Annotated in this window: 21 protein-coding genes, 1 tRNA gene and 1 other RNA gene; 8 read left to right on the plus strand and 15 right to left on the minus strand. The window is 65.2% G+C overall.

Annotated features, from left to right (window positions below; genetic code table 11):
- Positions 1 to 34 precede the first annotated feature (34 nt).
- From purS to Y704_RS0108085, 3 genes are all read right to left on the minus strand, one after another.
- Positions 35 to 295 carry a phosphoribosylformylglycinamidine synthase subunit PurS gene (gene purS, locus Y704_RS0108075; protein ID WP_026549750.1) on the minus strand — a complete coding sequence of 87 codons (261 nt, stop codon included), beginning with the start codon at positions 293 to 295 and terminating at the stop codon, positions 35 to 37.
- Between the two features lie 197 nt (positions 296 to 492).
- Entirely contained in the window at positions 493 to 1,050 is a 558-nt protein-coding gene (locus Y704_RS19810; protein ID WP_051476821.1) for a subtilase-type protease inhibitor, read from the minus strand.
- Positions 1,051 to 1,098: 48 nt separating this feature from the next.
- Positions 1,099 to 1,989 (minus strand): hypothetical protein, encoded by an 891-nt coding sequence (locus Y704_RS0108085; protein WP_026549751.1) that lies wholly within the window; start codon positions 1,987 to 1,989, stop codon positions 1,099 to 1,101.
- A gap of 210 nt (positions 1,990 to 2,199) precedes the next feature.
- On the opposite strand from Y704_RS0108085, the gene Y704_RS19815 reads away from it, so the two are divergent.
- Positions 2,200 to 5,313: a S8 family serine peptidase gene (locus Y704_RS19815; protein WP_081747481.1), complete on the plus strand. Its 3,114-nt coding sequence runs from the start codon at positions 2,200 to 2,202 to the stop codon at positions 5,311 to 5,313.
- Positions 5,314 to 5,447: 134 nt separating this feature from the next.
- Entirely contained in the window at positions 5,448 to 5,684 is a 237-nt protein-coding gene (locus Y704_RS0108095) for a hypothetical protein (RefSeq protein ID WP_173401129.1), read from the plus strand.
- Positions 5,685 to 5,710: 26 nt separating this feature from the next.
- Here Y704_RS0108095 and Y704_RS0108100 read toward each other — a convergent pair whose 3' ends face one another.
- Positions 5,711 to 6,997 carry an aspartate kinase gene (locus Y704_RS0108100; RefSeq protein WP_026549753.1) on the minus strand — a complete coding sequence of 429 codons (1,287 nt, stop codon included), beginning with the start codon at positions 6,995 to 6,997 and terminating at the stop codon, positions 5,711 to 5,713.
- A gap of 225 nt (positions 6,998 to 7,222) precedes the next feature.
- Between Y704_RS0108100 and Y704_RS0108105 the strand changes: the two genes are divergently transcribed.
- Together Y704_RS0108105 and Y704_RS0108110 are read left to right on the plus strand one after the other, a co-directional pair.
- Positions 7,223 to 8,155 carry an ABC transporter ATP-binding protein gene (locus Y704_RS0108105; protein ID WP_026549754.1) on the plus strand — a complete coding sequence of 311 codons (933 nt, stop codon included), beginning with the start codon at positions 7,223 to 7,225 and terminating at the stop codon, positions 8,153 to 8,155.
- Entirely contained in the window at positions 8,152 to 9,267 is a 1,116-nt protein-coding gene (locus tag Y704_RS0108110; RefSeq protein WP_026549755.1) for an ABC transporter permease, read from the plus strand. The genes Y704_RS0108105 and Y704_RS0108110 overlap by 4 nt, the downstream gene beginning before the upstream one ends.
- Positions 9,268 to 9,328: 61 nt before the next feature.
- Here Y704_RS0108110 and recR read toward each other — a convergent pair whose 3' ends face one another.
- The 5 genes from recR to Y704_RS22695 all read right to left on the minus strand — a co-directional run bounded on the left by recR (position 9,329) and on the right by Y704_RS22695 (position 15,692).
- Positions 9,329 to 9,925 (minus strand): recombination mediator RecR, encoded by a 597-nt coding sequence (recR, locus tag Y704_RS0108115; protein ID WP_026549756.1) that lies wholly within the window; start codon positions 9,923 to 9,925, stop codon positions 9,329 to 9,331.
- A gap of 74 nt (positions 9,926 to 9,999) precedes the next feature.
- Entirely contained in the window at positions 10,000 to 12,834 is a 2,835-nt protein-coding gene (locus Y704_RS0108120; protein ID WP_081747482.1) for a DNA polymerase III subunit gamma and tau, read from the minus strand.
- 10 nt (positions 12,835 to 12,844) lie between these two features.
- Positions 12,845 to 13,777, minus strand: a complete 933-nt coding sequence (gene gluQRS, locus Y704_RS0108125) for a tRNA glutamyl-Q(34) synthetase GluQRS (protein ID WP_026549758.1) — start codon at positions 13,775 to 13,777, stop codon at positions 12,845 to 12,847.
- A 127-nt stretch (positions 13,778 to 13,904) separates the two neighbouring features.
- Positions 13,905 to 14,000: signal recognition particle sRNA small type (ffs, locus tag Y704_RS23340), an RNA gene on the minus strand.
- A gap of 102 nt (positions 14,001 to 14,102) precedes the next feature.
- Positions 14,103 to 15,692: an HNH endonuclease signature motif containing protein gene (locus tag Y704_RS22695; protein ID WP_051476822.1), complete on the minus strand. Its 1,590-nt coding sequence runs from the start codon at positions 15,690 to 15,692 to the stop codon at positions 14,103 to 14,105.
- Positions 15,693 to 15,787: 95 nt separating this feature from the next.
- On the opposite strand from Y704_RS22695, the gene Y704_RS0108135 reads away from it, so the two are divergent.
- Positions 15,788 to 15,872 (plus strand) — tRNA-Ser (locus tag Y704_RS0108135).
- Between the two features lie 68 nt (positions 15,873 to 15,940).
- Here Y704_RS0108135 and Y704_RS0108140 read toward each other — a convergent pair.
- Together Y704_RS0108140 and Y704_RS0108145 are read right to left on the minus strand one after the other, a co-directional pair.
- On the minus strand, positions 15,941 to 16,858 hold the full coding sequence (locus Y704_RS0108140; RefSeq protein ID WP_035772003.1) for an oxygenase MpaB family protein: 918 nt from the start codon (positions 16,856 to 16,858) through the stop codon (positions 15,941 to 15,943).
- A 23-nt stretch (positions 16,859 to 16,881) separates the two neighbouring features.
- Positions 16,882 to 17,769: a Cof-type HAD-IIB family hydrolase gene (locus Y704_RS0108145; RefSeq protein WP_026549760.1), complete on the minus strand. Its 888-nt coding sequence runs from the start codon at positions 17,767 to 17,769 to the stop codon at positions 16,882 to 16,884.
- A gap of 230 nt (positions 17,770 to 17,999) precedes the next feature.
- Here Y704_RS0108145 and Y704_RS0108150 point away from each other — a divergent pair, with 230 nt between their 5' ends.
- Both Y704_RS0108150 and Y704_RS0108155 read left to right on the plus strand, forming a co-directional pair.
- The gene (locus tag Y704_RS0108150; RefSeq protein WP_026549761.1) at positions 18,000 to 18,299 is read left to right on the plus strand and encodes a type II toxin-antitoxin system VapB family antitoxin; all 300 of its coding nucleotides are present in this window, start codon (positions 18,000 to 18,002) and stop codon (positions 18,297 to 18,299) included.
- The gene (locus Y704_RS0108155; RefSeq protein ID WP_051476823.1) at positions 18,292 to 18,972 is read left to right on the plus strand and encodes a LytR C-terminal domain-containing protein; all 681 of its coding nucleotides are present in this window, start codon (positions 18,292 to 18,294) and stop codon (positions 18,970 to 18,972) included. Before Y704_RS0108150 ends, Y704_RS0108155 begins: the two co-directional genes overlap by 8 nt.
- A 27-nt stretch (positions 18,973 to 18,999) precedes the next feature.
- On the opposite strand, the gene Y704_RS0108160 is transcribed toward Y704_RS0108155, so the two are convergent.
- The 3 genes from Y704_RS0108160 to aceA all read right to left on the minus strand — a co-directional run bounded on the left by Y704_RS0108160 (position 19,000) and on the right by aceA (position 22,800).
- Positions 19,000 to 19,698: a DsbA family oxidoreductase gene (locus tag Y704_RS0108160; protein WP_026549763.1), complete on the minus strand. Its 699-nt coding sequence runs from the start codon at positions 19,696 to 19,698 to the stop codon at positions 19,000 to 19,002.
- Positions 19,699 to 19,772: 74 nt separating this feature from the next.
- Positions 19,773 to 21,401, minus strand: coding sequence for a malate synthase A (gene aceB, locus Y704_RS0108165; RefSeq protein ID WP_026549764.1), 1,629 nt, complete (start codon positions 21,399 to 21,401; stop codon positions 19,773 to 19,775).
- Between the two features lie 55 nt (positions 21,402 to 21,456).
- Positions 21,457 to 22,800 (minus strand): isocitrate lyase, encoded by a 1,344-nt coding sequence (aceA, locus tag Y704_RS0108170; protein WP_253904260.1) that lies wholly within the window; start codon positions 22,798 to 22,800, stop codon positions 21,457 to 21,459.
- Positions 22,801 to 22,898: 98 nt separating this feature from the next.
- Here aceA and Y704_RS0108175 point away from each other — a divergent pair, with 98 nt between their 5' ends.
- Positions 22,899 to 24,425: a helix-turn-helix transcriptional regulator gene (locus tag Y704_RS0108175; protein ID WP_026549766.1), complete on the plus strand. Its 1,527-nt coding sequence runs from the start codon at positions 22,899 to 22,901 to the stop codon at positions 24,423 to 24,425.
- A gap of 12 nt (positions 24,426 to 24,437) precedes the next feature.
- On the opposite strand, the gene Y704_RS0108180 is transcribed toward Y704_RS0108175, so the two are convergent.
- Positions 24,438 to 24,860, minus strand: a complete 423-nt coding sequence (locus tag Y704_RS0108180; RefSeq protein WP_026549767.1) for a hypothetical protein — start codon at positions 24,858 to 24,860, stop codon at positions 24,438 to 24,440.
- Positions 24,861 to 24,942: the final 82 nt, after the last annotated feature.

Below are 24,942 nucleotides of genomic sequence, written 5' to 3' on the forward strand. Positions count from 1 at the left end.
GGCCGGGAGCCGCCGATCAGCGGATTCTCAACGCTCACTGCGCGTCCTCGTCGATGACCTCCACGCGGGTGACGTCTTCGATCACCGGGTTCGACAGGAGTGTCGTCGCAGCCTGGCGTGCCTGCTCGAGTACCTCGGCGGTCACCTCGCCCTCGACCGTGAGCTCGAAGCGCTTTCCCTGGCGGACACCGGCGAAACCGGTGAGGCCGAGCCGCGGGAGTGCCCCGGCAATGGCTTTGCCCTGTGGGTCAAGGATCTCGGGCTTGGGCATGACGTCGACGACAATCCGGGGCATCCGGCAACTCCTGTGGGGCGGCGAGTGCTGGGATTACCAGCATTAAATGCGGTAGCCCGGAAGTGCCGTCTTACGCTGGTGGACAGCGCTCCGCGAGCTTGCCATACAAGTCTATTGCACATCGTTCCCGGGCATCGACGTGAGGATTCCAGGCGGCAGCGCGCGTACGGAGCCTGAACCTGCCTATCCGGACCTGCCTATGTTGCGCCGCCGGTGCCGAGGATGCTCCGGACGGCGTTCCATCGCGAGATCTCGCAGCCGTCCGTCAGTGCGAATGACGCAAGGATCTGCGTGCCGTCGACCGTGCCGGTAATCGAGGCGGTCTGCGGTCCTCCGTACTGCTGCGTACAGGCGACGTTCCTGTCCGGCAGGGCGTTGAAGAAGGACGCCCCGAGGCTTGCCACCGTGGCGCAGGCCTCCTCGGCGTTGGGCAGGGTGGTGTTCGGACCCGGTGTGGCACTGGAGCATTCAAGGACATACCGAACCGGCTCTGCGGTGTCGGACTGCCGGATCTCGACGGTGAGGAGAGTGCTTGCCTGGGCACCAGGGGCGGAAGGATCTGCCGGCGACGGCGTAGACGGCATGGCGGACGACTCCTGAGGGGTTGGGCTGTGTGTGGGACTCCGGGGTGCATCCGGCTCTGCGGGAGCACCGGCGGGAGCGCCGCAGGCCGCGAGGCCGAGCGTCAGAGTGAGGACGGTGAGCGCAATCCCGCGCCGCAGAATCCGTGCGGGCTGCGTGTGGACGCGATCCATGGGCCTCCTCGTTGCACTTTCGTTCAGCCTAGCTTCTGGCCTGCAAGCTCAACCTCCTGCAAGGTCAACCGCCTGCTCGAGTTCAGCGAGGAGCCGGCGCCGGAGTTCCTGAGACTCCATGGCGAAGGCGCGCTGCTCACGGACATACTCGGCCTTGCCCTCCGGAAGTTCGATCCGGATCGGCGCAAGTCCCCACCGGGTGAGGTCGTAGGGAGATGCGCGCATGTCCATGGCCCGGATGCGCCAGGAGAGTTCGAAGCAGTTCAGGACGATCCCGCTCGACAGCAGGGGTGTCAGCTTGTACGCCCACTTGTAAAGGTCCATGTTCGCGTGCAGGCACCCGGGTTGTTCGAGGTGCCGCTGGTTCTCACGTGTCGGCGTGAGCTCATTGAGCGGGGCCGCCTCGGGTGCGTAGAAGCGGAAGGCATCGAAGTGGGTGCAGCGGATTTTCTCACCTTCGACGACGCCGTCCGTCCCTTTCGCGCCCAGCCTCAGCTCAAGGTACTCATGGCGCACTCCGTTGAGTTCGGAACGATAGGCCATTGCCCACTCATGGAGGCCGAAGCAGCCGTACTGCGCCGGACGCGCTGCTGTCCCGGACAGGATGGTGCGGGTGAAATCGACCGTCGACTGGCGGTCGCGAAGGAAGGCTGCGACATCGACGCCCGCTCCGCCGCCGTCGTGGGTGTAGTACTTCCACCCCGCGCGCTCCAGTGCCGCGTTCCCCGCCAACCTCACGCCGGCCCCGGGGTGCCACCGCAGCAGCTGCCCCGGTTTCAGGTTGTAGTAGGTGAAGAGGAAGTCCTCGACGGGATGCTTCGCGCCGGTGGAGCGGCGGAGCAGATACGGCTCGGTGAACCTGCGGACACGTGCCTGATGGGCCTCCTGGAGTGGGACCCACTCCGTTTCGGAAGAGAGCGTGGCGTGGTGCAGGGGCATTCCTCCATTATCACCCTCCCGGATTTCCGCACCGGTCGGCAACAATTTGCTCGAGACTTCCGCTTTTCCCTAGGCGGACGGTGTTGCCTAGGGTAAGTTTGTGACCGCTGTGACGCTTGTGACCGTAGTCACACGGTGTGTCCTATCCAGGAGTTCCAGCATGAGGGGATCGGCGATGCCGCGCCCGCACTGACGAAAGGCATTTTTCCTATGACACGACAAGGTCAAGCCGTGCTGCGGAGCTCCAGGCTCCGCGCAGCCACGGCCATTGCTTTGGGGTTGCCGTTACTGATGGCATCGGCCTCGCTGGCCCCGGCCGCGATCGCGGCACCGGCGCCCCTGCAGACCGCGCCAGAGCTCCAGGGCGCCGAAAGTTTTGAGGACGGGTCCTACATTGTGATGCTGCAGGAGCATCCGCTGGCTTCCTACGACGGGGGAACCGAGGGAATCGCGGCTACGAAGCCCGGCAAGGGCGAGAAGCTGAACCTGGCTTCCCCGAACGCGCGGGCCTACGAAGCGCGGCTGAAGCAGAAGCAGCAGGACGTCGCGGCGGCCGTCGGGATCGAGGCTAACTCCTCCTACACCGTCGCCCTGAATGGCTTTTCCGCAGAACTGACGGCGGGCCAGGCAGCGCAGTTGGCCAAGAACCCCGACGTCTACGCCGTGGCGCCCAACGTGCAGAACAGCCCCGACTACTCAAGCACCGAGTTCCTTGGCCTTCCGGGTGAGGACGGCGTGTGGGCCAACCAGTTCGGCGGTGCTGAAAACGCGGGCAAGGGCACTGTTGTCGGTGTCATCGACACCGGCTACCGGCCGGAGAATGCATTCCTGACGGGAGAACCGGTCCAGCCCCTTGAGGGCACCCCGGTGGTCGGAGAACCATATCGGACTCCGGATGGCGGGATCGCCATGCTCAAGGCGGACGGCACCACATTCCTGGGCGAGTGCGAAGTCGGCGAGGACTTCGACGGCACCGCGTGTAACTCGAAGGTCCTCAGTGCCCGCTACTACGCGGACGATTTCCTCAACTTCGCCACCCCCTCGGCGGCCGAGGTCATCTCGCCGCTGGATATTGATTCCCACGGCACACACACCGCCTCGACGGCCGCAGGCAACGCTGACGTCCCGGTGTCCGTCGACGGACGCGACTTCGGCAACGGCGCCGGCGTCGCCCCCGCGGCGGCAGTGTCGGTCTACAAGGTCTGCTGGGAAAACGCAGCGGCAACGGGCGGTTGCTACACCTCCGCCTCGGTGGCGGCGATCGAGCAGTCGATCATCGACGGCGTGGACGTCCTGAACTATTCCATCTCGGGAAACACCAATTCCACCACCGATCCCGTGGCCATGGCATTCCTGTCGGCGGCATCCGCGGGAATCTTCGTGTCAGCGTCGGCCGGTAACTCCGGCCCGACCGCGAGCACGGTGAACCACAGTTCTCCCTGGCTGACCACGGTGGCCGCCAGCACCTTCTCCCACGAGCTCCAGGGCACGGTCGAGCTCTCGGACGGCACCAAGTACCGGGGCGCTTCAGTCATGAACCGTGAGGTTCCCCAGACCGCCGTCGTGCTCGCCGCCAACGCGGGCCGTGAGGGCGCGTCTGCCTCGCAGGTCGCCCTGTGCACGCCGGGCACCCTCGATCCGGCGAAGGTCTCCGGCAAGATCGTGGTCTGTGACCGCGGAGTCATCGACCGTACATTCAAGAGCGCCGCCGTGCTGGAAGCCGACGGCGTGGGCATGGTCCTGGTGAACCTGACTCCGGGATCGCTCGATCTCGACCTGCATTCAGTGCCCACCGTCCACATCGACGGCGGTGCCATCAAGGAAAAGCTCGCGGCGAACCCCGCGCTCACCGCTGCGCTGATCGATGAGGACACTACCGGCCTTCCCACTTCGCCTGATCCCCAGGTCGCGGCGTTCTCCTCGCGCGGGCCGTCACTCGCCGTGAACTCCGACCTGCTGAAGCCCGATGTGGCAGCACCCGGCGTCAATGTGCTGGCTGGCATCTCCCCGGTAGGCACGGGCGAGAACTACGGATTCCTCTCCGGAACCTCCATGGCCGCTCCCCAGGTTGCCGGGCTCGGAGCCCTCGTCCTGGCGAAGAACCCGGCCTGGTCACCGGCGGCCGTGAAATCCGCCCTCATGACCACCGCCGGCGACCTCGTCAATGAGGACGGCAGCACCAACGAGGACCTTTTCGCCACCGGAGCAGGACATGTGAACACGGCAGGCCTGCTCAACCCGGGTCTCGTGTACGACGCGGATGCCGATCACTGGAACGGCTTCCTCCAAAGCCTCGGAGCGGAGCTCGGACTGAACAAGAAGCAGGTTGTGGAGGCACGGGATGTCAACGTGCCGTCCTTCGCGGTGGGTAACCTCACCGGCAAGGTCACCGTTACCCGCACCGTCACCGCCACCGCACCCGGCAGCTACACCGCCAGTGTTGACGTTCCCGGGATCGACGCACGCGTTTCCCCCGCGAAGCTGAACTTCCGGGCAGCAGGGGAATCGAAGGAATTCAAGGTCACTTTCGAGAATCGGACGGCGGCACTTGACGCATTCGCCATGGGCCACCTCACCTGGACCGAGAGCAAGGGGACCACGGTCACCTCGCCGGTCACGGTGCGTCCGGTCACTGCCGTGGCCCCCGCCTCCGTTGCACTGACCTCCGCCGAGGGCACCGGATCCGGGACCTTCAACGTGGTGTCGGGAACCGACGGCACAGTTCCCATGACCGTGAAGGGCCTCGCCGGGGCGAACCGCAGCGACATCGAACTGGTGCCGGGCGACCCCAACTACTTCGAGACGGATGCCAGCAACAACGTCAGTGAAGTGGTTGTCCCCGCGGGAACGTCACTCGCGAAGTTCGCAGTGAACGCAGCCGACACCGCTGACGACTTCGACCTGTTCATCGTCACGCCACGGAACGAGCTCCTGTCGGCAGCAACAGCTTCCGCCAGCGAGGCGCTCGTGCTGAACAACCCGATTCCGGGCACTTACCGGATCGTCGCCAGCCTGTACAGCACAACCGACAACGGTGCCGGAACAGGCACCGTCGAGTCCACGGTCCTGGCCGGGGACGAGGGGAACATGACCGTCAGCCCCAACCCGCTGAAGGTCAAGAACGGCAAGGAGTCCCAGGTCACCGTCTCCTGGAGCGGCCTTGAACCGGGCAACTACGTGGGACGTATCGAATTCGGTACCGGGTCCGCGACCGCCGTCAGCCTCACCGTTGGTGCCGATGGAAGCGCAACCGCCGCTTCCACCGAAGCCACGGTCGTGGTGGACGGTGGAGCTCCCGCCGTCGAAGGTTCACTGCTCCGCTAGGGGAACCTGACGAACAGGATTTTCCGGCAAAGGAGGGACCGGCAGCCACGGCTGCCGGTCCCTCCCGCCTTCCCGTGGCCGCCGGTGCACTAAGCTGGAAGTGCTCTCCGTGGAAAGGCGCAGCCAGAATGGACATGAATCCGGTCAACAGGAATGACGATCAGGCAAAGCCGGGCATGGTCGAGCGCTTCATGAAGGTCACCGGCAAGGCGCGGGTATTTTTCGGACCGGCGCAGTCGAGCGCTCTGGACCATCCCATGACGGCGGAGAACGAAGCGTTGCTCAAACAACAGCATTCCGAGGCAGGGCAGTGGGAAACGGTGACGCGTGCCGACGGCAGCACGTACATCGTTCCGCGCCGAATCCGATAGGCCCCGCCGTGCGCCCGGCCGGAAAGCTAGCGGCCCGAGCCTGCGTACACCGTGGCGGCAGCGTCCCCGTCGAGCTCGAAAGCCGCGTGGACTGCGCGAACCGCAGTGTCCAGCAGATCGGCGCTCGTCACCACTGAGATACGTATCTCCGACGTCGAGATCATGTCGATATTGACGCCCGCATCGGACAGGGCCCGGAAGAACCGGTACGACACCCCGGGATTGGACCGCATTCCTGCTCCGATCAAGGAAAGCTTGCCGATCTTCTCGTTGTAGTCGACGGCTTCGTACCCCACCCGGGCCTGCGCCTCTCCGAGTGCCGCGAGTGCGGCGGCTCCGTCCACGATGGGGAGGGTGAAGGAAATGTCGGTGCGGCCCGATCCATGCGTGGAGACGTTCTGGACGATCATGTCGATGTTCGTGTGAGCGCCCGCCACGATCCCGAAGATTTCGGCGGCCTTGCCGGGAATGTCCGGCACCCCGACGACTGTGACTTTGGCCTCCGAGCGATCGTGCGCCACTCCCGAAATGATTGGCTGTTCCAAGGGTTCTCCCTCTTGAATCGTGGTCTGGTCGTCGGGGCTGGGCAGTACCCAGGTTCCCTCATGGTGGCTGAAGGAGGACCGCACGTGAAGAGGCACCCCGAACCGGCGGGCGTATTCGACGCAGCGCAGATGCAGGATCTTTGCGCCGGATGCTGCCATCTCAAGCATCTCCTGGCTGGAGATGGTATCGATTTTCCGGGCGGACGGCACGACGCGCGGGTCGGCCGTATAGACGCCGTCGACGTCGGTATAGATTTCGCAGACGTCCGCTTTGAGGGCGGCAGCCAGGGCGACGGCGGTGGTGTCCGATCCTCCGCGTCCGAGCGTCGTGATGTCATTGCTGTCACGGCTCATTCCCTGGAAGCCGGCCACGATGGCGACGTCGCCCTTCTCAATCGCTGTGCGGATCCGGTGGGGTGAAACATCGATGATTCGGGCCTTGCCGTGGATGGCATCCGTGATCATCCCGGCCTGGCTTCCGGTGAAGGACTGCGCTGAAGCTCCGAGGGCGTTGATGGCCATCGCAAGGAGGGCCATGGAGATCCGCTCCCCGGCGCTGAGCAGCATGTCCATTTCACGGGCATGCGGGGCATTCGACACCTGGGCGGCCAGATCGAGGAGTTCGTCCGTGCTGTCACCCATTGCGGAGACGACCACGACGACCTGGTTGCCTCGGGCCTGCGTGTCGACGACCCGGCGGGCCACGCGCTTGATGCCCTCGGCATCCGCGACCGAGGATCCGCCGAACTTTTGAACTATGAAGCCCATGCGCTCACTCACCGATCATTGACATTGAGTTGACGGTGCCCAACCCGGATAGTTTTCAAATCTGCGATCCGACCAGCACGGCTCCCCTGGCGACCGATGCGGCCGTCCGGGGGTCATGCCGGATGCGGACGGGACACCGTGCAAGTCTAACGGTGGGACCGGAAGCCCCTAAATCCTGGGTCGGATTGCAGGGACGGGAAGGTGCCTTTCCGTTATGGTCAAGCTATGACCAACGAACATGGGGGAATCGTTGTCGAGGGTGTCGCACGGAACTTCGGTTCGGTGCAGGCCATCCGACATATCGACTTCGTGGCCCCGCCCGGTGAAGTGACGGCCCTGATCGGCCCCAACGGTTCGGGGAAGACCACGCTCATGCTCATTCTGGCGTCGCTTCTCGCGCCTGACCATGGAACGGTGCGGGTGGGTGGTTTCGACCCGGTGACGCAGACTGCTGCCGTGCGTGGCGCAGTCGGCTGGATGCCTGACACTCTTGGTTTCTGGGAATCCCTGACGGCTCTTGAGGTCCTGACGACGCTCGGGGCACTGTATGGCATGCAGCGCGAGCACCGCACGGAGCGGGCACACGAACTGCTGGAGACGGTAAGCCTTGCGAGTTATTCGACGCAACCCGCGAGAGTGCTGTCCAGGGGGCAGCAGCAAAGGCTGTCCCTGGCGCGGGCCCTCATCCACGATCCGCAGATCCTGTTGCTCGACGAGCCGGCGTCGGGCCTCGATCCGGGCTCGCGGGTGGACTTGCGGACACTGCTGCGGAAACTCGTTGCCGGGGGCAAGACGGTCGTCGTGTCGAGTCACGTCCTGTCCGAACTGGACGAGATTGCCGACCGCGCCGTCTTCGTCAGCGGCGGAAAATCCGTTCGAAGCCAAACCATCGACGAAGCAGGCTCCCAGACCCGCCGCTACTGTGTCCAGGCGGAACCGATGTCAGCTCTTGCTGCAGTATTCGCGCGCCACGGCGTCCGCTTCGTGGAACGCGGCGATTCACGGCGCATCGAGTATCAGGTGGAACTGACAGGTACGAAGGAAGCAGCGTGGCTGCTGCGCACCCTCGTGCTGGCCGACGTCGTCGTGACAGCCTTCGCGCCGGCCGGCGGCGCACTGGAAGAGACCTACATGAGCCTGGAGACGGACAGACGATGAGCACCGAAATCGACCCCCGCCCCCTGCCCGGGAGAACAGCGGCCGGCAAGGTGTCCAGACGGTCAGCCATCGGAACGGTGTTCTGGCTCGAAATGCGCCAGCGACTTCGGGCCCGGGGGTGGTACATCATGCTGGCCATCTGGTTCGTCGTCATCGGGCTGATCTTCGTTCTGGCCCATGCCTTCCTGGGTGCGAGCGACAATGTAGGACCGATCCTCTTCGACATGGTCGTCGGGTTCGTGCTGTTCTTCGGTCTGCTCGTGGCGCCCGGGCTCTCGGCAAATGCCGTGAACGGCGATCGTGCAGCGGGAACGCTGGCAATACTCCAGGTCACCCTGCTCACGCCGGGCCAGCTGCTCGTGGGTAAATGGCTGGCATCCTGGGCAGGCTCACTCGCCTTCCTCGTGGTGAGCTGCCCGTTCATCTTCTGGGCCCTGGCGCTGGGGGGAGTGCAGGTCGGAGAAGCGTTCGTATCCCTCGGTATGCTCGCGGTGGAGTTGGGCCTGATCGCCGCGATCGGAGTGGGTGTGTCCGCCCTCGCGAACCGCCCCCTCTTCTCCATCGTCATCACCTACATGCTCGTTGCGATGCTGACCTTCGGGACGCTCATCGTGTTCGCCCTGACCATGCCGCTGGTTTCCGAAAGGACCAGAGTCACCACGTCCTATCAGTCCTACAGCGGTGGCGAACTGCTGGACTCGACGACGCTCCCCGATCCTGCTGACTTCGAGTGCGTCACCGAAACGTTCGTCCAGGATGTCCCCCGCACCGAGCGGACCGCGTGGCTTCTCGCGGCGAATCCGTTCGTTGTTGTCGCTGACGCTGTCCCTTATGCGCGTGACCAGCCGGACTATGTGCCGGTCGGTGGGAGTTTCGAACAGCCCGGCGTTCTGGAGGCGATCAGCCAGGGCGTCAGGGGCCTGCAGGCGGGTCCAGACAACAACGTGACCTGTGACGAGATCGGCGCGGCCCGCGACGTTGAAGGACAGCCGCCCATCTGGCCCCTGGGAATCGCCCTGCAGGGCCTCCTGGCGGGTGGGCTTCTGTTGCTGGGACGAAAAAAGCTGACGACGCCGGCGTCCCGTCTGGCGCCGGGGACCAGAATCGCGTAGCGGCTACGGGCTGGACAGCTACAACCGGATTCCTACGACCTGGTACTTGCCACTCAGGTATTCATGACATTGCGCGGCGCCCCTCGAAAGCCCGGCCGAGGGTGACTTCGTCGGCGTATTCGAGGTCGCCGCCAACCGGCAGCCCCGATGCCAGGCGGGTGACCGGAATGCCGATGGTCTTGAGCATCCGTACAAGGTAGGTGGCAGTCGCCTCGCCCTCCAGATTGGGGTCGGTGGCAATGATGATTTCCTGGATCTTTTCATCGGACAGCCTGCTGAGAAGCTCGCGGATGCGTAACTGTTCGGGCCCGATGCCTGCGATGGGATTGATGGCGCCACCCAGCACGTGATACCGGCCGCGGAATGAGCGTGTCCGCTCCACAGCGATGACGTCCTTCGATTCTTCCACGACGCAGATCATGGTGGGGTCCCGACGTGGGTCGCGGCAGATTCCGCACGTCTCCTGTTCCGTGATATTCCCGCAGACCGTGCAGAACTTCACGCGTTCCTTCACCGTGGTGATCGCGGTGACAAGCCGCTGCATGTCGTCACTGTCCGCTTCAAGGATGTGGAACGCGAGTCGCTGCGCGGATTTCGGGCCCACTCCCGGGAGGCGTCCCAGCTCGTCGATCAGCTCCTGGACTGCACCTTCGTACACGTAACCTTCTTCGTCTAGCTGATGATCAGGGGCCGCTGTTCCAGCCGGCGTTCCGACAGGGCGCAGCACGCACCCTACTGCGGTTCGACGCTTCGCTCTTCCACCAGGCGCCCATTGAGTATGCGTTCAATTGCGGTTCGGCCTACGAGGCCGGACTCCTCGAGCGTTTCATCGTCGGCGCTGGGAACGTCTTCGACATACCGGAAGTCTACGGCGCTGTTGTTTGCCGCAGCCGACTCCACCCGCTTGCGCTCAGCCTCATCCAGCAACCGCTGGTACCGGCTGGCTGTCCTGTTCCTCTCCTCCGGAACAGCATCAGCTGCACGGGTGTCGTTCGTGCGACCGGCGCTGTTCGTCGACTGGGGACCTGCCGCCACTGGAGTCGGTGCCGGCGCCTTCACCGGTGTCGTCGCCTTCACCGGTGCAGTCTGCGGAGCTGAAGCCTGTGCCGTCGGCTGGACCGGGGTCCCGGCCGGAGCCGCGGGACGAACCGGCGTCGATCCTGTTGGCTCGGTTGCCCCCGGAGGGGAACCCGCATCCGGGGCGTTGTTGTTCCACCCCGGTTCAGGATCGTAGGGATCTTCTGGGGGCTCCACCATGGCCCAGGAATCGTCCGAGTCGCTGGGGCTCGGACGGCCGGCGACCTCGTGCGGGGCACCTCCGGTGCCGGTTGTTGAGCTTCTACCGGTGGTGGCCTCCGTCGCGTTCGACGTGACAGCAGGGCCAGAATCCGAAGCCGGATCGCTTCCCCCGCCGGATCCGCTGCCGGAACCGGAAACGGATTGCAGAGGCCTGTCCCCGTTCGATCCGGATGTTTTCCTGGCGTCGGCGTCGGCGTCGGCGTCGGCATTGGCACCAGCACCAGCACCGGATAAGGTCCCGGTTTTGTCCCCGGGGTGGGGCGGAGCTTCGGTTCTGTTCCCGGTGTGGGATTGGGTCCCTGCCGGTGCGACAGCGCCGATAGGGTTCTCGGTTCTGGTGATGGCTTCGGGCGCGGCCCGCGCGTCGTCCCTACTCGGAGCCGGCCGGACGGCCGGTACTTTTGGGCTCGCCCCACCTGCCGCCGCGCCGTCGTGCAGTGCCTCGATTTCGCAGGCGAGTCCGAGGACCGTTTTGATGGCCTGCTTCACATTGTCGGAGTGGGGCCCCCGCTGGAACGCGATGGCATTGCCCGGCGTGGCGAAGGCAAGCACCAGGACATTCCCCTCAAGCGAACGGGGCCTGGCGGCCACATTGACGTTCAACCAGGTGATGCGCTTGATTTTGGCCAGTTCGTCCATGATTTCCGGCCAGGCACGCCGAACCATCTCGATCTGCCCGGAGCCGCCCGCACCCGCACCCGGTGCTGGAGCCGAACTGGCAGCCGGAGCAGAAGTTGGAGCGGCGGCTGGAGCGGGAGCGGGAGCAGGAGCGGGAGCAGGAGCAGGAGCAGGAGTTGGAGCGGCGGCTGGAGCGGGAATGGCGGCGGAAGTCGGGGTGGAAGGAAGCGTCTCTGCGGGTACCTGGGCAGGATCGGAACCGCCACCGGCAGGGCCGTCACCTGAAACGGCGGGCGCCTGGGCCGACTGCTCGTTGTCCCAGGATCGGTCTTCAGGGGGTGCTTCTGTCTGGGTCGAAGGTTCACCCATAGCGGTTCCCGCGTCGGAGGGCGGGCCATTCCGCCGCGGAGCGGCGGTGTCAGGGACGGCTTCCCGTCGGCCCTCCGGAGCGGATTGGCCGGTGTCCTGCACGGCCACGCCGCCGTTTGCGTACTCGAGCCGGCGTTCAATGCGGTCAACCCGCGCAAGCGTTCCCCGGATCGACTGATCCGCTGCGGGAAGGAGCAGGCGCGCGCACAGGAGCTCGAGGTGCAGGCGGGGAGACGTGGCACCCGTCATCTCGGTGAGCGCTGTATTCGTCACATCCGCGGACCGCGACAGCTCGCCGCTTCCCAGTTGGTTCGCCTGGGTCCGCATCCGGTTCAGCTGGTCGTCCGGAATGCCGCGGAGGATCGATGCGGCACCTTCCGGAACAGCGTTGATGACGATGAGGTCGCGGAAACGTTCCAGCAGGTCCTCGACGAACCGCCGTGGATCGTGGCCCGTCTGGATGACACGGTCGACTGCGTTGAAAACAGTTCCGGCGTCGCCCGCAGCGACGGCGTCGACGACGTCGTCCAGGAGCGTCGCGTGCGTATATCCCAGCAGTGAGACCGCCAGTTCGTAGTCCAGTCCTGTCTCACTCGCGCCCGCCATGAGCTGATCGAGCACGGACAGCGAATCGCGAACCGATCCGCCGCCGGCCCGCACCACGAGTGAAAGAACGCCCGGTGCGATAGGGACGTTTTCCTGGCGGCACAGAAGTTCCAGATAGGCCATGAGCGGTTCCGGCGGAACCAGCCGGAACGGGTAATGATGGGTGCGCGAACGGATGGTGCCGATGACCTTGTCGGGCTCGGTGGTCGCGAAAATGAAGAGAATGTGTTCGGGCGGTTCTTCGACGATTTTGAGCAACGCGTTGAAGCCCGCCGAGGTGACCATGTGGGCTTCGTCGATGATGAAGATCTTGTACCGGTCCCGCACCGGAGCAAAAGTGGCGCGTTCCCGAAGGTCCCGCGCGTCGTCGACGCCTCCGTGGCTCGCTGCGTCGATCTCGATGACGTCGAGGCTGCCCGAGCCGTTGCGCGCCAGTTCCACACAGCTGTCACAGACCCCGCAGGGCGTTGAGGTAGGACCATCTGCACAGTTGAGGCACCGGGCGAGGATCCGCGCCGACGTCGTCTTGCCGCAGCCGCGCGGTCCGGAGAAAAGATACGCGTGGTTGACGCGGTTCTTGTCGATCGCGGCCATGAGCGGATCGGTGACGTGCTCCTGACCGATGACATCCGCGAAGCTTTCCGGGCGGTATCGGCGGTAGAGGGCTGTACTCACAGAATGAACCTTATCGGTTGGGGGTGACAGAAGGCATGCCGGTGGAGGAAAGGCGACTGGGAGAGACTATCCAGGGCGCTCGGGGGAGGTTCGAGGGATCGAAGGCCACCAGCGCATCGGCGAGGGACGCGGTGGGCAGGCCGAGCGAACCGAGGATGACATCCCGTACCTGCGAGGCGTCAAGGCCCTGGGAAGCAAGGTCCTCGAGCGTCACTGCGCCGTCGCGTTTCGCGAGCCGTCGGCCGTCCGGGTTGAGGGCCAGTGGTACGTGCACATAGCGCGGAGTGGGAAGGCCCAACAGCTCGCCGAGATAGGCCTGACGTGGCGAGGAGCTCAAGAGATCATATCCCCGCACTACCTGGTCGATGCCCGCCGCTGCGTCGTCGACGACCACCGCGAGGTTGTAGGAGGGAACGCCGTCATTTCGCCGCACCACGAAGTCATCCACGGAACCGGCGTAATTCCCATTCAGCTCATCGATGATGGTCCAGGTGTCGACGCCGGACCGCAGCCGGAGTGCCGGCGGTTTGGCGAGGCGCAGGCGCGCGCGTTCTGCCTCTCCAAGGTCGCGGCAGGTGCCGGGGTAGATCCCGGGAACGGCGTGCGGCGCGGAGGAGGCATCTGCGATGTCACGGCGGGTGCAGAAGCACTCGTAGAGCATGCCGGCGTGGCGCAGATTCTCCAGGGCCCTGACGTAGCGGTGGCCGTCGTCGCTTTGCCGGGTCAGGGGTGAATCCCAGGTCAGGCCCAACGCCATGAGTTCGCGGAGCTGGGCCTGTTCAGCCCCCGCCCGGACACGGTCGAGGTCCTCGATCCGAAGCAGGAACCGGCGATCAGTACTGCGCGCGAAGAGCCAGGCCAGAATGGCCGTACGGAGATTCCCAACGTGCAGCTCACCCGTCGGACTTGGAGCAAAGCGCCCTGCTCCAGTACTTTCCCGCACTCGCCCGACCCTCGCCCTTTCCGAAGACAGAATCCTCGCCCCAATGACGCGACATCGAGTCCTTCGGCCAGGTTTGCAGTCATTGCCGATCCAAAGTACCGACTTGCAGTCTCAGGTGCCAGCTTAAAGTGAAGACCCCTCATGCACCTGCCAGAGCCCGCTTACCCTTGCTACCTTCCGGTCCTGGGGGAGTTCACAGGGTGACACCACATGAGGGGCCGGGAAATAGTCTACACAAAAACGCCTGCCGCCATTTCTGGCTTGGAGGAAGGTTGGGCGCGATGTCACCGCTGACCGCCGTCGCCCCGGCCGTTCTGCGGTGACCTCAGAACGGTGGTAGGTCGACCCTCACGGATGCCTCCGCGTCCATCCCTGCGTCCATCCCCACGGATGCCTCCGCCGGGTTCGACGGCGGAGCTTCCGGCGTGGTGCTGTAGCGCCGGCCGGTGGGCGAGAACCACTCCAGAGTGCTCCCGGGGTGCTGGCGGACAGACCACCCTGCCTCGTGCTTCATCCGGTGGTGCTTGCGGCACAGGGAAGCGAGATTGTCGTGGTTGGTTGGTCCGCCGTCTTCCCAACTGACGGTGTGGTCAAGGTCGGCCCGGGCTGCAGAAGAATTGCAGCCGGGGAATCTGCAGGTTCTATCACGTACGCGGATGTAGGTTCGAAGCCCTTTGGGCACCCGATAGCGGCGTCGGCCGACATTGAGCACAACGCCGTCCACAGGGTCGGTCAGCAAACGGATCAGGCTGGGTGCACCTGCCGCAAGTTGCCGGGCGACATCCGCCGGAATGGGCCCGTAGCCCTCAAGATCGGCAGGGGCGTCGCTGCGTCCGAGCAGGGACAGCATCGGAATGGTCACGAGCACCTGGGCCTTGACGCCTCGGGCATGGGAGTTCCCGTTTCGCCCCGACCCTCCACCGCCGACGACGAGGTCGGTGAGGACGTCCGCCCTCAACTGTCCAAGTGTTCGTGATTCATCGGCATCCTGAAGCGACCGTGCCATCTCGCTCACGCGGTTGAACAGTGCAAGGGCGCTTTCGGCCGGAAGGAAGGCCCCGAGGTACGCCATGCCGTCCTCCGCCGGTTCCACATATACGCGTCGCTCCAGTTCGGCCTTCCTCCGGCGATCCGCTTGTGCCTCAGGGTGCTCGCATTCGCGAAGCCGCCGGGCGCGAGCCGCCAGTTGGACCCTGGTGAGATCCGGCGCCACCTGGAGCAGTTTGTCCTCGAACCCCGACCGGGCTCCTGCCGGAAGGCTTCCTCCCTCACGAATGATGGCCTGTGCATGCTGATAATGGATGTGGCCGTTTTCCAGGGACTGAAGGGTAGCCGGAAAGTCCCGGACGAGAGCGATGGACTCGTTGACGAGGTGACCGGCTACTCCTTCCGGCACACGCAGTATGCAGGCGGTTTCACTTACCGCGTTCATGGCGGCAAGCTCTCGTTGACGCGCAGTCCCGCCCCCTGTTACCAGCGATTCATCGACGCGGTGGATGATGCGTGCCTTGAGCGCAGCCAGCCAGCTCTCCAGACGGGCAGCGGCCCCGAGTGTCCTGACTGCCCCTTCCGGTGAGAGTGCACCGATAGCGGTCGGGTTCAGCTCCGTGAGAGCCCGGGCAATGGTTAGCGGATCCTTCTCGAGGAAGTCATGGAGCGACTCCTCAGAGAACGCGTCGTCGAAAGCCTGTCCGTGGAAAGCCTGCTCATCAAAGGATTGCTCGTCGAAGACCTGATCGTCGAAGACCTGATCGTCGAAAACCTGATCCCTGAAGAACGGCTGGTCCATGATTGAGGCATCGTCGAAGACGAAGGTATACGGCAAGAACGGTCCGTCCTCGACGGCGCCGGGAAAGGGGCGGACGGGGACGCGGCGCGCATCCTGCGCCGTCGTGCCTGCTGACCCTTGAACCATAAAAACATTCCATCATCCGCCACTGACAAAACTAGGAGCCGCCCCGATTCGGCACATCAACCATGTGCGGGTAGTCTGGTATCTGCTCCGAATCAGGAGGATTCGCCTAGCGGCCTATGGCGCACGCCTGGAACGCGTGTTGGGTTCACGCCCTCGGGGGTTCAAATCCCCCATCCTCCGCGATTGTTGAAACCGGATATCAGGAAAGCCCCCGTCATTATGGCGGGGGCTTTCCTGATTCTGAATTGCTACGCGGGTGGCTCGTCGGTCCCGGAAACTTTCGTGACCCGAGCAATCCGCCGCTTCGCCGCTGCCTCACTCGGGCCCTCGGGCCCGAGGCCGAGCCGGACCAGACCCATCACAAGCCGCGTAGCGCTCCTGATCGGCAGCGGAAACGGACCGACGGCCGGGGATCGGAGTCCCAGCATGTCCCGGTGGCGTGGCTCGAGCGTGGCAACTGCTGCGGCGAACAGCACACGGTACCCGGCCCGTTGCGAGAGCGGCAACGGGGGCTTCCTGATGTGTCGGAGGGCCTCCTGGACCTGGGCGCTGTTGGTCAGCTCGGCGTCGAAGGAAGCCAGCTGCGCGGCGAGATCGGTCTCGGACCGCGGCGGACTGTCGGCTCCCATCAATTCGCCTGCCTGTGCCCATTCGGCGACATACTGGTCGGGCCCGCCGGGGATCGGCCCGCCGTATGCTTTATGCGCCGAGAGGAATGCATCGGTGAAGGCGAGGTGTACCCAGCGGACGAGATCAGGGTCCGCGGCGGTGTACGGCCGACTGACACCCTTGCTGTCGAGGTACGTACCGGTCACCCGGGTATGGAGCTTCTGGACGAAGGCCGATCCTTCCTTCGCAGCAGCTGTGGACCCGTAGGTGACAGTGAAGATCCAGCGAATGGTATTGGCCAGCCGGCCCAGGGGGTCCTCGCGGAACGAGGAATGGTCGTGGACTCCCGCCATCGCTCCGGGATGGAGAGTCTGCAGCAACAGCGCACGGATTCCCGCGACAAGCGGTGTCATCGAGCTGTGGACCACCCATGCGGCCGATTCCGGCGGGAAGTAGCCGACGTCGTCGCCGGAGTCGAGCTCCTCCGCCCATGTCGGAGGTTCGTCGCTGTTCGCGGTGAACGTCTTGCGAAGCTGGGTGCGCCATCGTGAAACCATGCCTGCCACCCGGTCATTATTGCCTATGGAGCTGGACGTTCGACCGGCGGACCCTCGAGCGACGCCACGCAGCGCGCAAGGAAAGCGGCGCCCGCGGCCTCGTTGATGAGGTTCCCTTCGGTGAGGACCGGGTAGGGAGTTGCCGGCACACCGTCGGAGGGCCGGACGTCCACGTGCGCAACACCGTACCCATGCTCATGAAGGTAGTCGGCCATCGCATAGTCGGTGCGCGAATCTCCGACGGTCCTCCACCGCAGGGGAATCTCGGTGAACGGTGCGAGGAGCTTCAGGGCGCGCTCGGCCCCCAGATCCTTGCCGACCCGCACTGACTCGATGTCGCTCGAGATGATCGTCGGATCAATCCGGTAGTCGATGTTGCCGCTGCTGTCCGGCTCCTCGCGTGCAAGCCGGCACGCTCCCATGTCGTGGCTGTGCAGGATGTCGAACGCGTCAGCGTCGAACAACTTCTGCGCCCTGAGGTAGTCCGCGCTCGAAGCACTGAGGGACTGCTCGACCGATACCATCGCGCGCTTGGTCTCGTCGAAGAACATCATGTGGGCGTACTTCTCCTCCACCAGATCCCGGATGTCGTCACCGAAACTCAGCGAAAGGGCCAGATCCAGATCCACCAGCACCTCGCCGGCTCCTGTTCCATCGAAGCTGAACCATGCCGCGCCCTTCTCGCAGATGGCGAAGAAGCGCACACCCTCGGGTATGCCCGCGGCAAGCATGGGCGCGAGGACCTGCTCCTGGATGAACTGGTCCGACCGGCCGGTGTTGAACACGACAGGCCAGCCAGCGGCCGCCAATGTCAGGAGATCATTGATGATCTGCGGTGGAACCGTGCGGGTTGTGGGACTGGCGATGGGGCCATCCACGTCCAGAAGGAGGCCGGTGCGCGAAGAAGGCATCCCCCATTATGTTCCGGAGCCTGGCGGACATCGCTCAGCGACGCGGTTGGGGACCACAGGGCCCGTCTGCATCCGGTGCCGGCAGTATGCCCGAAGCACCTCGGTGGGGTACTTCCCCCGTGGGTGAGACGGTCCTGCGCGGTCGAGGGTGGTGGTGCCCGGAGCAACCCGGGACCGGCCCCGCAAGGATCCGCTTTCCATTGCGCGCGAGTTTTCCCTAGGCTGTAGCAGTGATCTTCAAAGCAGTGAGTGACGGCCGACCGTATCCGGACCATGGACACGTAACTCCCAAGGACTGGGCGGAAGTGCCTCCCCGGCAGGTCCGGCTCGACGAATTGGTGACCACGAAAACTACCCTCGACCTCGGGGCGCTCCTCGCGGAAGACTCGACTTTTTTCGGCGATCTCTTCCCGCACGTCGTGCAGTGGAAGGGCATTCTGTACCTTGAGGACGGCCTGCACCGCGCTGTCCGCACGGCACTCCACCAGAGAACCATCCTGCACGCTCGTGTTTTGGTCGTCGATGCCTGAGTTGCCACCGCGCAATGAGCGGGCGGAGGCGAGGCGGGACCCCACGGAGTGGCACGGCCACCGGATCGTCACCGAGGCGGACCTCGGCGCCGTCTTCGCCGACGACGACGTCGAGACCGTCCACTCGCCGCGCCCGAACCTGAAGAAGGTTCTCCATGGACTGGTTCTCGTGGTGCTTATCGGCCTGCTGATCATTGCGGTTTTCCTGGCGCTCGCCATCCAGCGCGGGGAGATCAACGTCGGGGCTTCTGAACCGACGTCCGGACCGACGGCGCCGTCGTGCCCTGCCGGTCCGTTCGACTACCAGGACCCCAGTGCGATCACGGTCAACGTCTACAACAGCACCACCATCAACGGTCTTGCGGATACTGCGGCAGCCCAACTGCGTGGACGCGCCTTTGCGGTAGCCGCTATCGGCAACCGGGATGCAGGCGGGGCGGGTACGACCGCCGTCATCGTGTCAGGTCCGGACGGCGCCGCCAACGCCTTCACCGTGCAGCGGACCATCCCGGGATCGCTGTATCTCAGCGACGAGCGCACGGACCGCACGGTCGACGTCGTGCTGGGCCCGGAGTACGGCGGGATCGTGCCGCCTGAAGCGGTGGACATCACCCCTGCCGGATTGAACTGTCTCGAGGAGGCAGCCGGTGAACCTGCTCCCGCAGGGCCGTGACGGTACCGCAACGATCCACGCCGGCCTTCAACTGCACCTGTCAGGGCCGCAAACCTCGGCGCCGTCCACCGGCGCCGCTATGACGAGCGGATTGCTTTCCCGCCAGTAGCTCGCCAGGGCATCGGCGAAAACCGCGGTCGGTTGCGCTCCCGAGATTCCATACTTCCGGTCGATCACGAAGAACGGGACGCCGCTGACCCCGAGGCTGCCGGCCTCGTCCATGTCACGGCGAACCTCCTCTGCGAACCGGTCGCTGCCGATCGTGCTGCGGATTTCGTCCTCGTCCAGACCGATCGATGCGCCCAGCGTCACCAGGAAATCGACGTCGCTGGTGTCTTCCCCCTGCTCGAAATGAGCGGACAGGACCGCCTCCTTCGCCTCGGCGCCGAGCCCGTGCGACTTCGCGAGGTGCAGGAAGCGGTGAGCTGTGAACGAGTTGCCCACGACGACGTCGTCGAAGCGGAAGTCGAGTCCCTCGCCCGCGGCCTGCTCGACGAGGTTGTCCCACATCCTGCGGACCTGCTCGGCGGGGATGCCCTTGCGCTCGGCGAGGTACTGCTGCTCGGTGCCCTCGTAGTGGTCGGGGAGGGAAGGATCGAGCTGGAAGCTCCGCCAGGTCACGTTCACCTGGTCGCGGTGAGGAAATGCGGCGAGGGCCTTCTCGAAGCGTCGCTTGCCGACAAAGCACCAGGGGCATTTCACGTCGGAGAAAATTTCGATGTCCATACTTCGCGCAACGTGTCCGGCTGCGGCTCCTATTCCCCAGTGCGCCTACGTGCTTCGTCAGCGGACCGGGACTGTCAGGCCGCGGAGAACTCGCGGCTTTCCTGGAGGTAGCGGTCGTAGGCCGGAGTGGTCAGGAACGCGGGGAACTCCTCGCCGAGTGCAACCTCCTCGAAGAGTTCCCGCGCGTCGTCGAACCGGTCGCCGTCGAAGCGCTCCAGGGCCGAGAACTCCTCGTCGAGGAGGGTTTCGACCCATCCGCGGGTGATGATCTCGCCGTCGTTCGTCACTGCGTTCGTGTAGATCCACTGCCAGATCTGGGATCGCGAAATCTCGGCAGTAGCGGCATCCTCCATCAGGTTGTTGATGGCCGCCGCTCCGCTGCCCCGCAGCCAGGACTCGATGTAGCGGACGCCTACCTCGAGATTGTCGCGGATTCCCTGCTCGGTGATGGAGCCGGGAGTGGCGGCGATATCCAGGAGTGCCCTGTCATCGGGCACGACGTCGTCCCGCAGTCGGTCCAGCTGGTTCGGCCGCGTGCCGAGCCGGGCATCGAAGACCTCCATCGCCACCGGCACAAGGTCCGGATGGGCCACCCACGATCCGTCGAAGCAGTCCTCGGCCTCCCGCGTCTTGTCGACGCGGACCCTGTCGAAGGCCGCCGCATTGGCTTCCCCGTCCCGTCGGTTGGGGATGAAGGCCGCCATCCCACCGATCGCGTGGGCGCCCCGGCGGTGGCAGGCCCGGACGAGCTGCTCGGTGTAGGAGCGCATGAAGGGTGCCGTCATGGTCACCGAACTGCGGTCCGGGAGGACGAAGCGCGGGCCGCGGGTCCGGAAGTTCTTGATGACGGAGAAGATGTAGTCCCAGCGGCCCGCGTTGAGGCCGGAGGAGTGGTCCCGCAATTCGTAAAGAATCTCCTCCATCTCGAAGGCCGCAGTAATCGTCTCGATCAGCACCGTCGCCCGGATGGTGCCCTGCGGAATCCCGAGCAGCTGCTGGGCCTGGATGAAAATGTCGTTCCACAGCCGTGCTTCGAGGTGGTTCTCGAGCTTCGGCAGGTAGAAGTAGGGGCCGCGCCCCTGCTCGATGAGTGTCCGGGCATTGTGGAAGAAGTACAGGCCGAAATCCAGGAGCCCTCCCGCTACCGGCACGTTATGGATCAGCACGTGCTTTTCCGGCAGGTGCCAGCCGCGAGGGCGCACCACGATCGTGGGACGACTCCCCGGCGGGTCCGTGAGCCTGTATTCCTTTCCCTCGGGCGAGGTGAAGTCGATCCGGTTCCGGAGCGCATCCTTCAGGTTCAGTTGTCCGTTGATCACGTTGGCCCACGACGGCGTCGAGGAATCCTCCAGATCGGCGAGCCACACCTTCGCCCCCGAATTCAGCGCGTTGATGGTCATCTTCCGCTCCGCCGGTCCGGTGATTTCCACGCGGCGGTCCTCAAGGCCCGGGGACACCGGTGCCACCTGCCAGGAGGCGTCCTCACGGACGTGGCGCGTCTCCGGCAGGAACCGGGGATCAGCCCCGTCGGCAATGCGCTGGCGCTGCAGGCTGCGGAACCGAATCAGCTCCGCCTGCCGCGCAGAGGTGGCCTTGTGGAGTTCCTTGACGAAGTCCAGGGCCTCCCGCGTGAGGATCTCGCCCTGGCGCTTCACACTCGGAGCGGTCAGGGTGATGCCGTTGAGGGTATACGTGTGGTTCATGGTGGCTCCTGGGTCCGGCGGAACGAAGATGCGGCTGAGGAAAAGGAAGGATGCCTCAGTGGAACTGCTGGGTCTCGGTGGAGCCGGCCAGCGCGAGGGTGCTCCCGGTCGGATTCAGCGCGGTGGCCACCTGGTCGAAGTAGCCCGTTCCCACTTCGCGCTGGTGCCGAGTGGCGGTGTAGCCGCGGGCCTCAGAGGCAAATTCCTTCTCCTGAAGTTCGACGTAGGCGCTCATACCGTCGCGGGCGTAGCCGTGGGCAAGGTCGAACATCGAGTAGTTCAGCGCATGGAAGCCGGCCAGGGTGATGAACTGGAAGGTGAAGCCCATGGCGCCGAGTTCACGCTGGAACTTCGCGATCGTGGCGTCGTCGAGGTGTTTGCGCCAGTTGAACGACGGCGAGCAGTTGTAGGACAGCATCTGGTCGGGGAACTCGGACTTGACGGCTTCTGCGAACGTGCGGGCGAGCTCCAGGTCGGGGGTTCCGGTCTCCATCCAGATGAGGTCTGAGTACGGGGCGTAGGCCTTGGCGCGGGCGATGCAGGGTTCGATGCCGTTGCGGACCTTGTAGAAACCTTCCGGGGTGCGCTCGCCGGTGACGAATTCCTGGTCGCGGGGATCGACGTCGGAGGTGATGAGCGTTGCTGCCTCGGCGTCGGTGCGGGCGATCACCACGGACGGGGTGCCGGCCACGTCGGCTGCCAGGCGCGCGGCGTTCAGGGTGCGCACGTGCTGCTGCGTGGGGATCAGGACCTTGCCGCCGAGGTGGCCGCACTTCTTTTCCGATGCGAGCTGGTCCTCCCAGTGAACGCCCGCGGCTCCCGCCTGGATCATGGACTTCATCAGCTCATAGGCGTTGAGCGGGCCGCCGAAGCCGGCCTCGGCGTCGGCGATGATGGGTACCATCCAGTCCTCGACGCTGGAGATGCCCTCGGCCCATTCGATCTGGTCCGCCCGCAGCAGGGCGTTGTTGATGCGTCGCACCACGGTGGGAACCGAGTTTGCCGGGTACAGCGACTGGTCAGGGTAGGTGTGGCCCGAGTTGTTGGCGTCGGCCGCGACCTGCCAGCCCGACAGGTAGATGGCCCGCAGGCCCGCCTTGACCTGCTGGACGGCCTGATTGCCGGTCAGGGCGCCGAGGGCGTTGGTGTAGCCGCCGGTTTTCGCCTCGGTGGCCAGCTGCTCCCACAGCTTCTCCGACCCGCGGCGCGCCAGCGTGTGCTCCTCCTGCACGCTGCCGCGGAGGCGCACGACGTCGGCGGCTGTGTAATCGCGGCTGACCCCTTCCCAGCGGGGATCAGCGGACCACTCGTGCTCGAGTTCGTGCGCAGCGGCGTCCAGGGCATGCTGGCGGCCAGCGGCGGGGCTGGTGCTGTCCGGCTGGGTCGAATCCTGCGTCATGGTGATCTCCTTCGGATGGATCGAGGGTTTCTCGATTGCTGTAGGACCAACGATTCGGTATTTTTCCCGTTGCGCCTAGGCTTCAGCTCTGGCAAGAAATGCATTTCTTCGCGTATCGTCAAGAAATGACGACTTCCCCGTGGTCCCGCGACAGTATGCCTCCCCTGCCCGGTACCTCTGGTCTCCCCGGCACCGCGGACACCCTCGACCTCATCAGCCTCGGCAGGCGCGTCCGGCACCTGCGCAAGGGCAGGGGGATGACCCTCGATGACCTCGGCCGAAAGGTGGGCACTGTCGGCTCGCAGCTGTCATTGATCGAGAACGGCAAACGCGAGCCGAAGTTGGGGATGCTGCAGGGACTCGCTGCCGCCCTGGGGGTCAGTATCGATGAACTGCTCGGTGCGGAGCCGCCGACCCGCAGGGCCGCCCTTGAGATCGAACTCGAGCGGGCGCAGCGCGGGCCCCTGTACGGGTCCCTCGGTCTTCCCCGGGTCCGCATCTCCTCCCGTCTGCCCATGGAGGTGCTGGAATCCCTCGTCGGCCTGCAGGCTGAGCTGGAACGGCGCCTCAACGAACAGGTGGCGACGCCGGAGGAGGCGCGGCGTGCCAATGCTGAATTGCGCGCCATCATGCGCCGGAAGAACAACTACTTCCCGGAGATCGAGGCCGAGGCACAGCAGGTGCTCGATGCCGTGGGGTATTCGGGCGGCCCGATGTCGGAGCACCTGATCGCCGACATCGCCGTGCACCTCGGCTTCACCCTGCACCATGTCAGCGACCTGCCGCACTCGACGCGGTCCGTGACGGACCTCAAGAACTCCCGGATCTACCTCACGCAGTCCCGGCACTCGGACCACGATCCGCGGTCGGTGCTCCTCCAGGCACTCGGGCACTACGTGCTCGAGCACCGTCCACCGGAGAACTACGGCGAGTTCCTCCGCCAGCGCGTGGCCACCAACTACTTTGCGGCAGCCCTGCTGCTGCCCGAGAAGCCGGCGGTCGAGTACCTGCGCCGGGCGAAGGCCGCGAAGGAGATAGCCGTCGAGGACATCCGCGACACCTTCGCCGTGTCCTACGAGACGGCGGCGCACCGGTTCACCAACCTTGCGACCGAGCACCTCGACATCCTCACGCACTTCCAGAAGACCCACAAGAGCGGCATCATCTACAAGGCCTATGAGAACGACGGCGTGACGTTCCCCCAGGATCACACCGGGGCGATCGAGGGCCAGCCCTCGTGCCGGCGGTGGACCTCGCGGGTAGTGTTCGACGTCCAGGACAAGTTCCGCGCCTACAACCAGTACACCGACACCCCCAGCGGGACGTACTGGTGCACGGCGCGAACCGAACGCGGACCGAACGGCGAGTTCTCCCTCAGTGTCGGCGTACCCTACGCGCAGGTGAAATGGTTCCGCGGCAGGGACACCGACATCCGGGAAAAGTCCTTCTGCCCCGATGAAGCGTGCTGCAGGCGTCCGCCGTCGTCGTTGGCAGCGGAATGGGCGGGCAACGCGTGGCCCAGTGCCCGGGCGCACTCGCACCTTCTCGCGGCCATGCCGCCCGGCGTGTTTCCCGGGGTGGACGAGACAGAGGTGTATTCGTTCCTCGCTGCGCATTCCCACTAGGGCAGGGAACGGCTACTGAATCCTCGCCATTCTCCACACGCTCCACCGAGCGATGGCAGCGGCTCCTCCGACGACTACGGCGAGGGGCAGGTTCTGGGCTGTTCCGGAAACACTGACGAGGGCGATTCCGACGAACCCGGCTGCAGTGAACACGACGAAGAAGGCCAGAACGTGGAGCCACTGGTTCCGTACCCGGCGGAGGGTGAGGCTGAGGCCTGCACCGAGCGGAAAGCCGGTGACGATTCCGATGGGCAACCCGTAGACCAGCGCCAGGGTGAACGTTCCGAGGAAGTCGTTTCCGGAGAGGGCCCAGCTCAATCCCATCGCCGCAGCGAGGATTGCCACGGCGACCACGAGTCCGACAAGCAGGGCGCCGAAGCCGAGCGTCACACGGGGTTCGGGCCCGTCCGGCTCCCGCGTGTCCAGCTCATCCACTGCCGCACAACGGAATTGCGCCCATGATGCTCCTTCGAACGTGGTCCGCTCATCGTAGTGCGTGGTGCTCCCGCCTGTCCGG

Origin of the sequence: Arthrobacter sp. Br18, assembly GCF_000520555.1 — a bacterium.
In the GTDB taxonomy this organism is placed as follows: Bacteria; Actinomycetota; Actinomycetes; order Actinomycetales; family Micrococcaceae; genus Arthrobacter_D.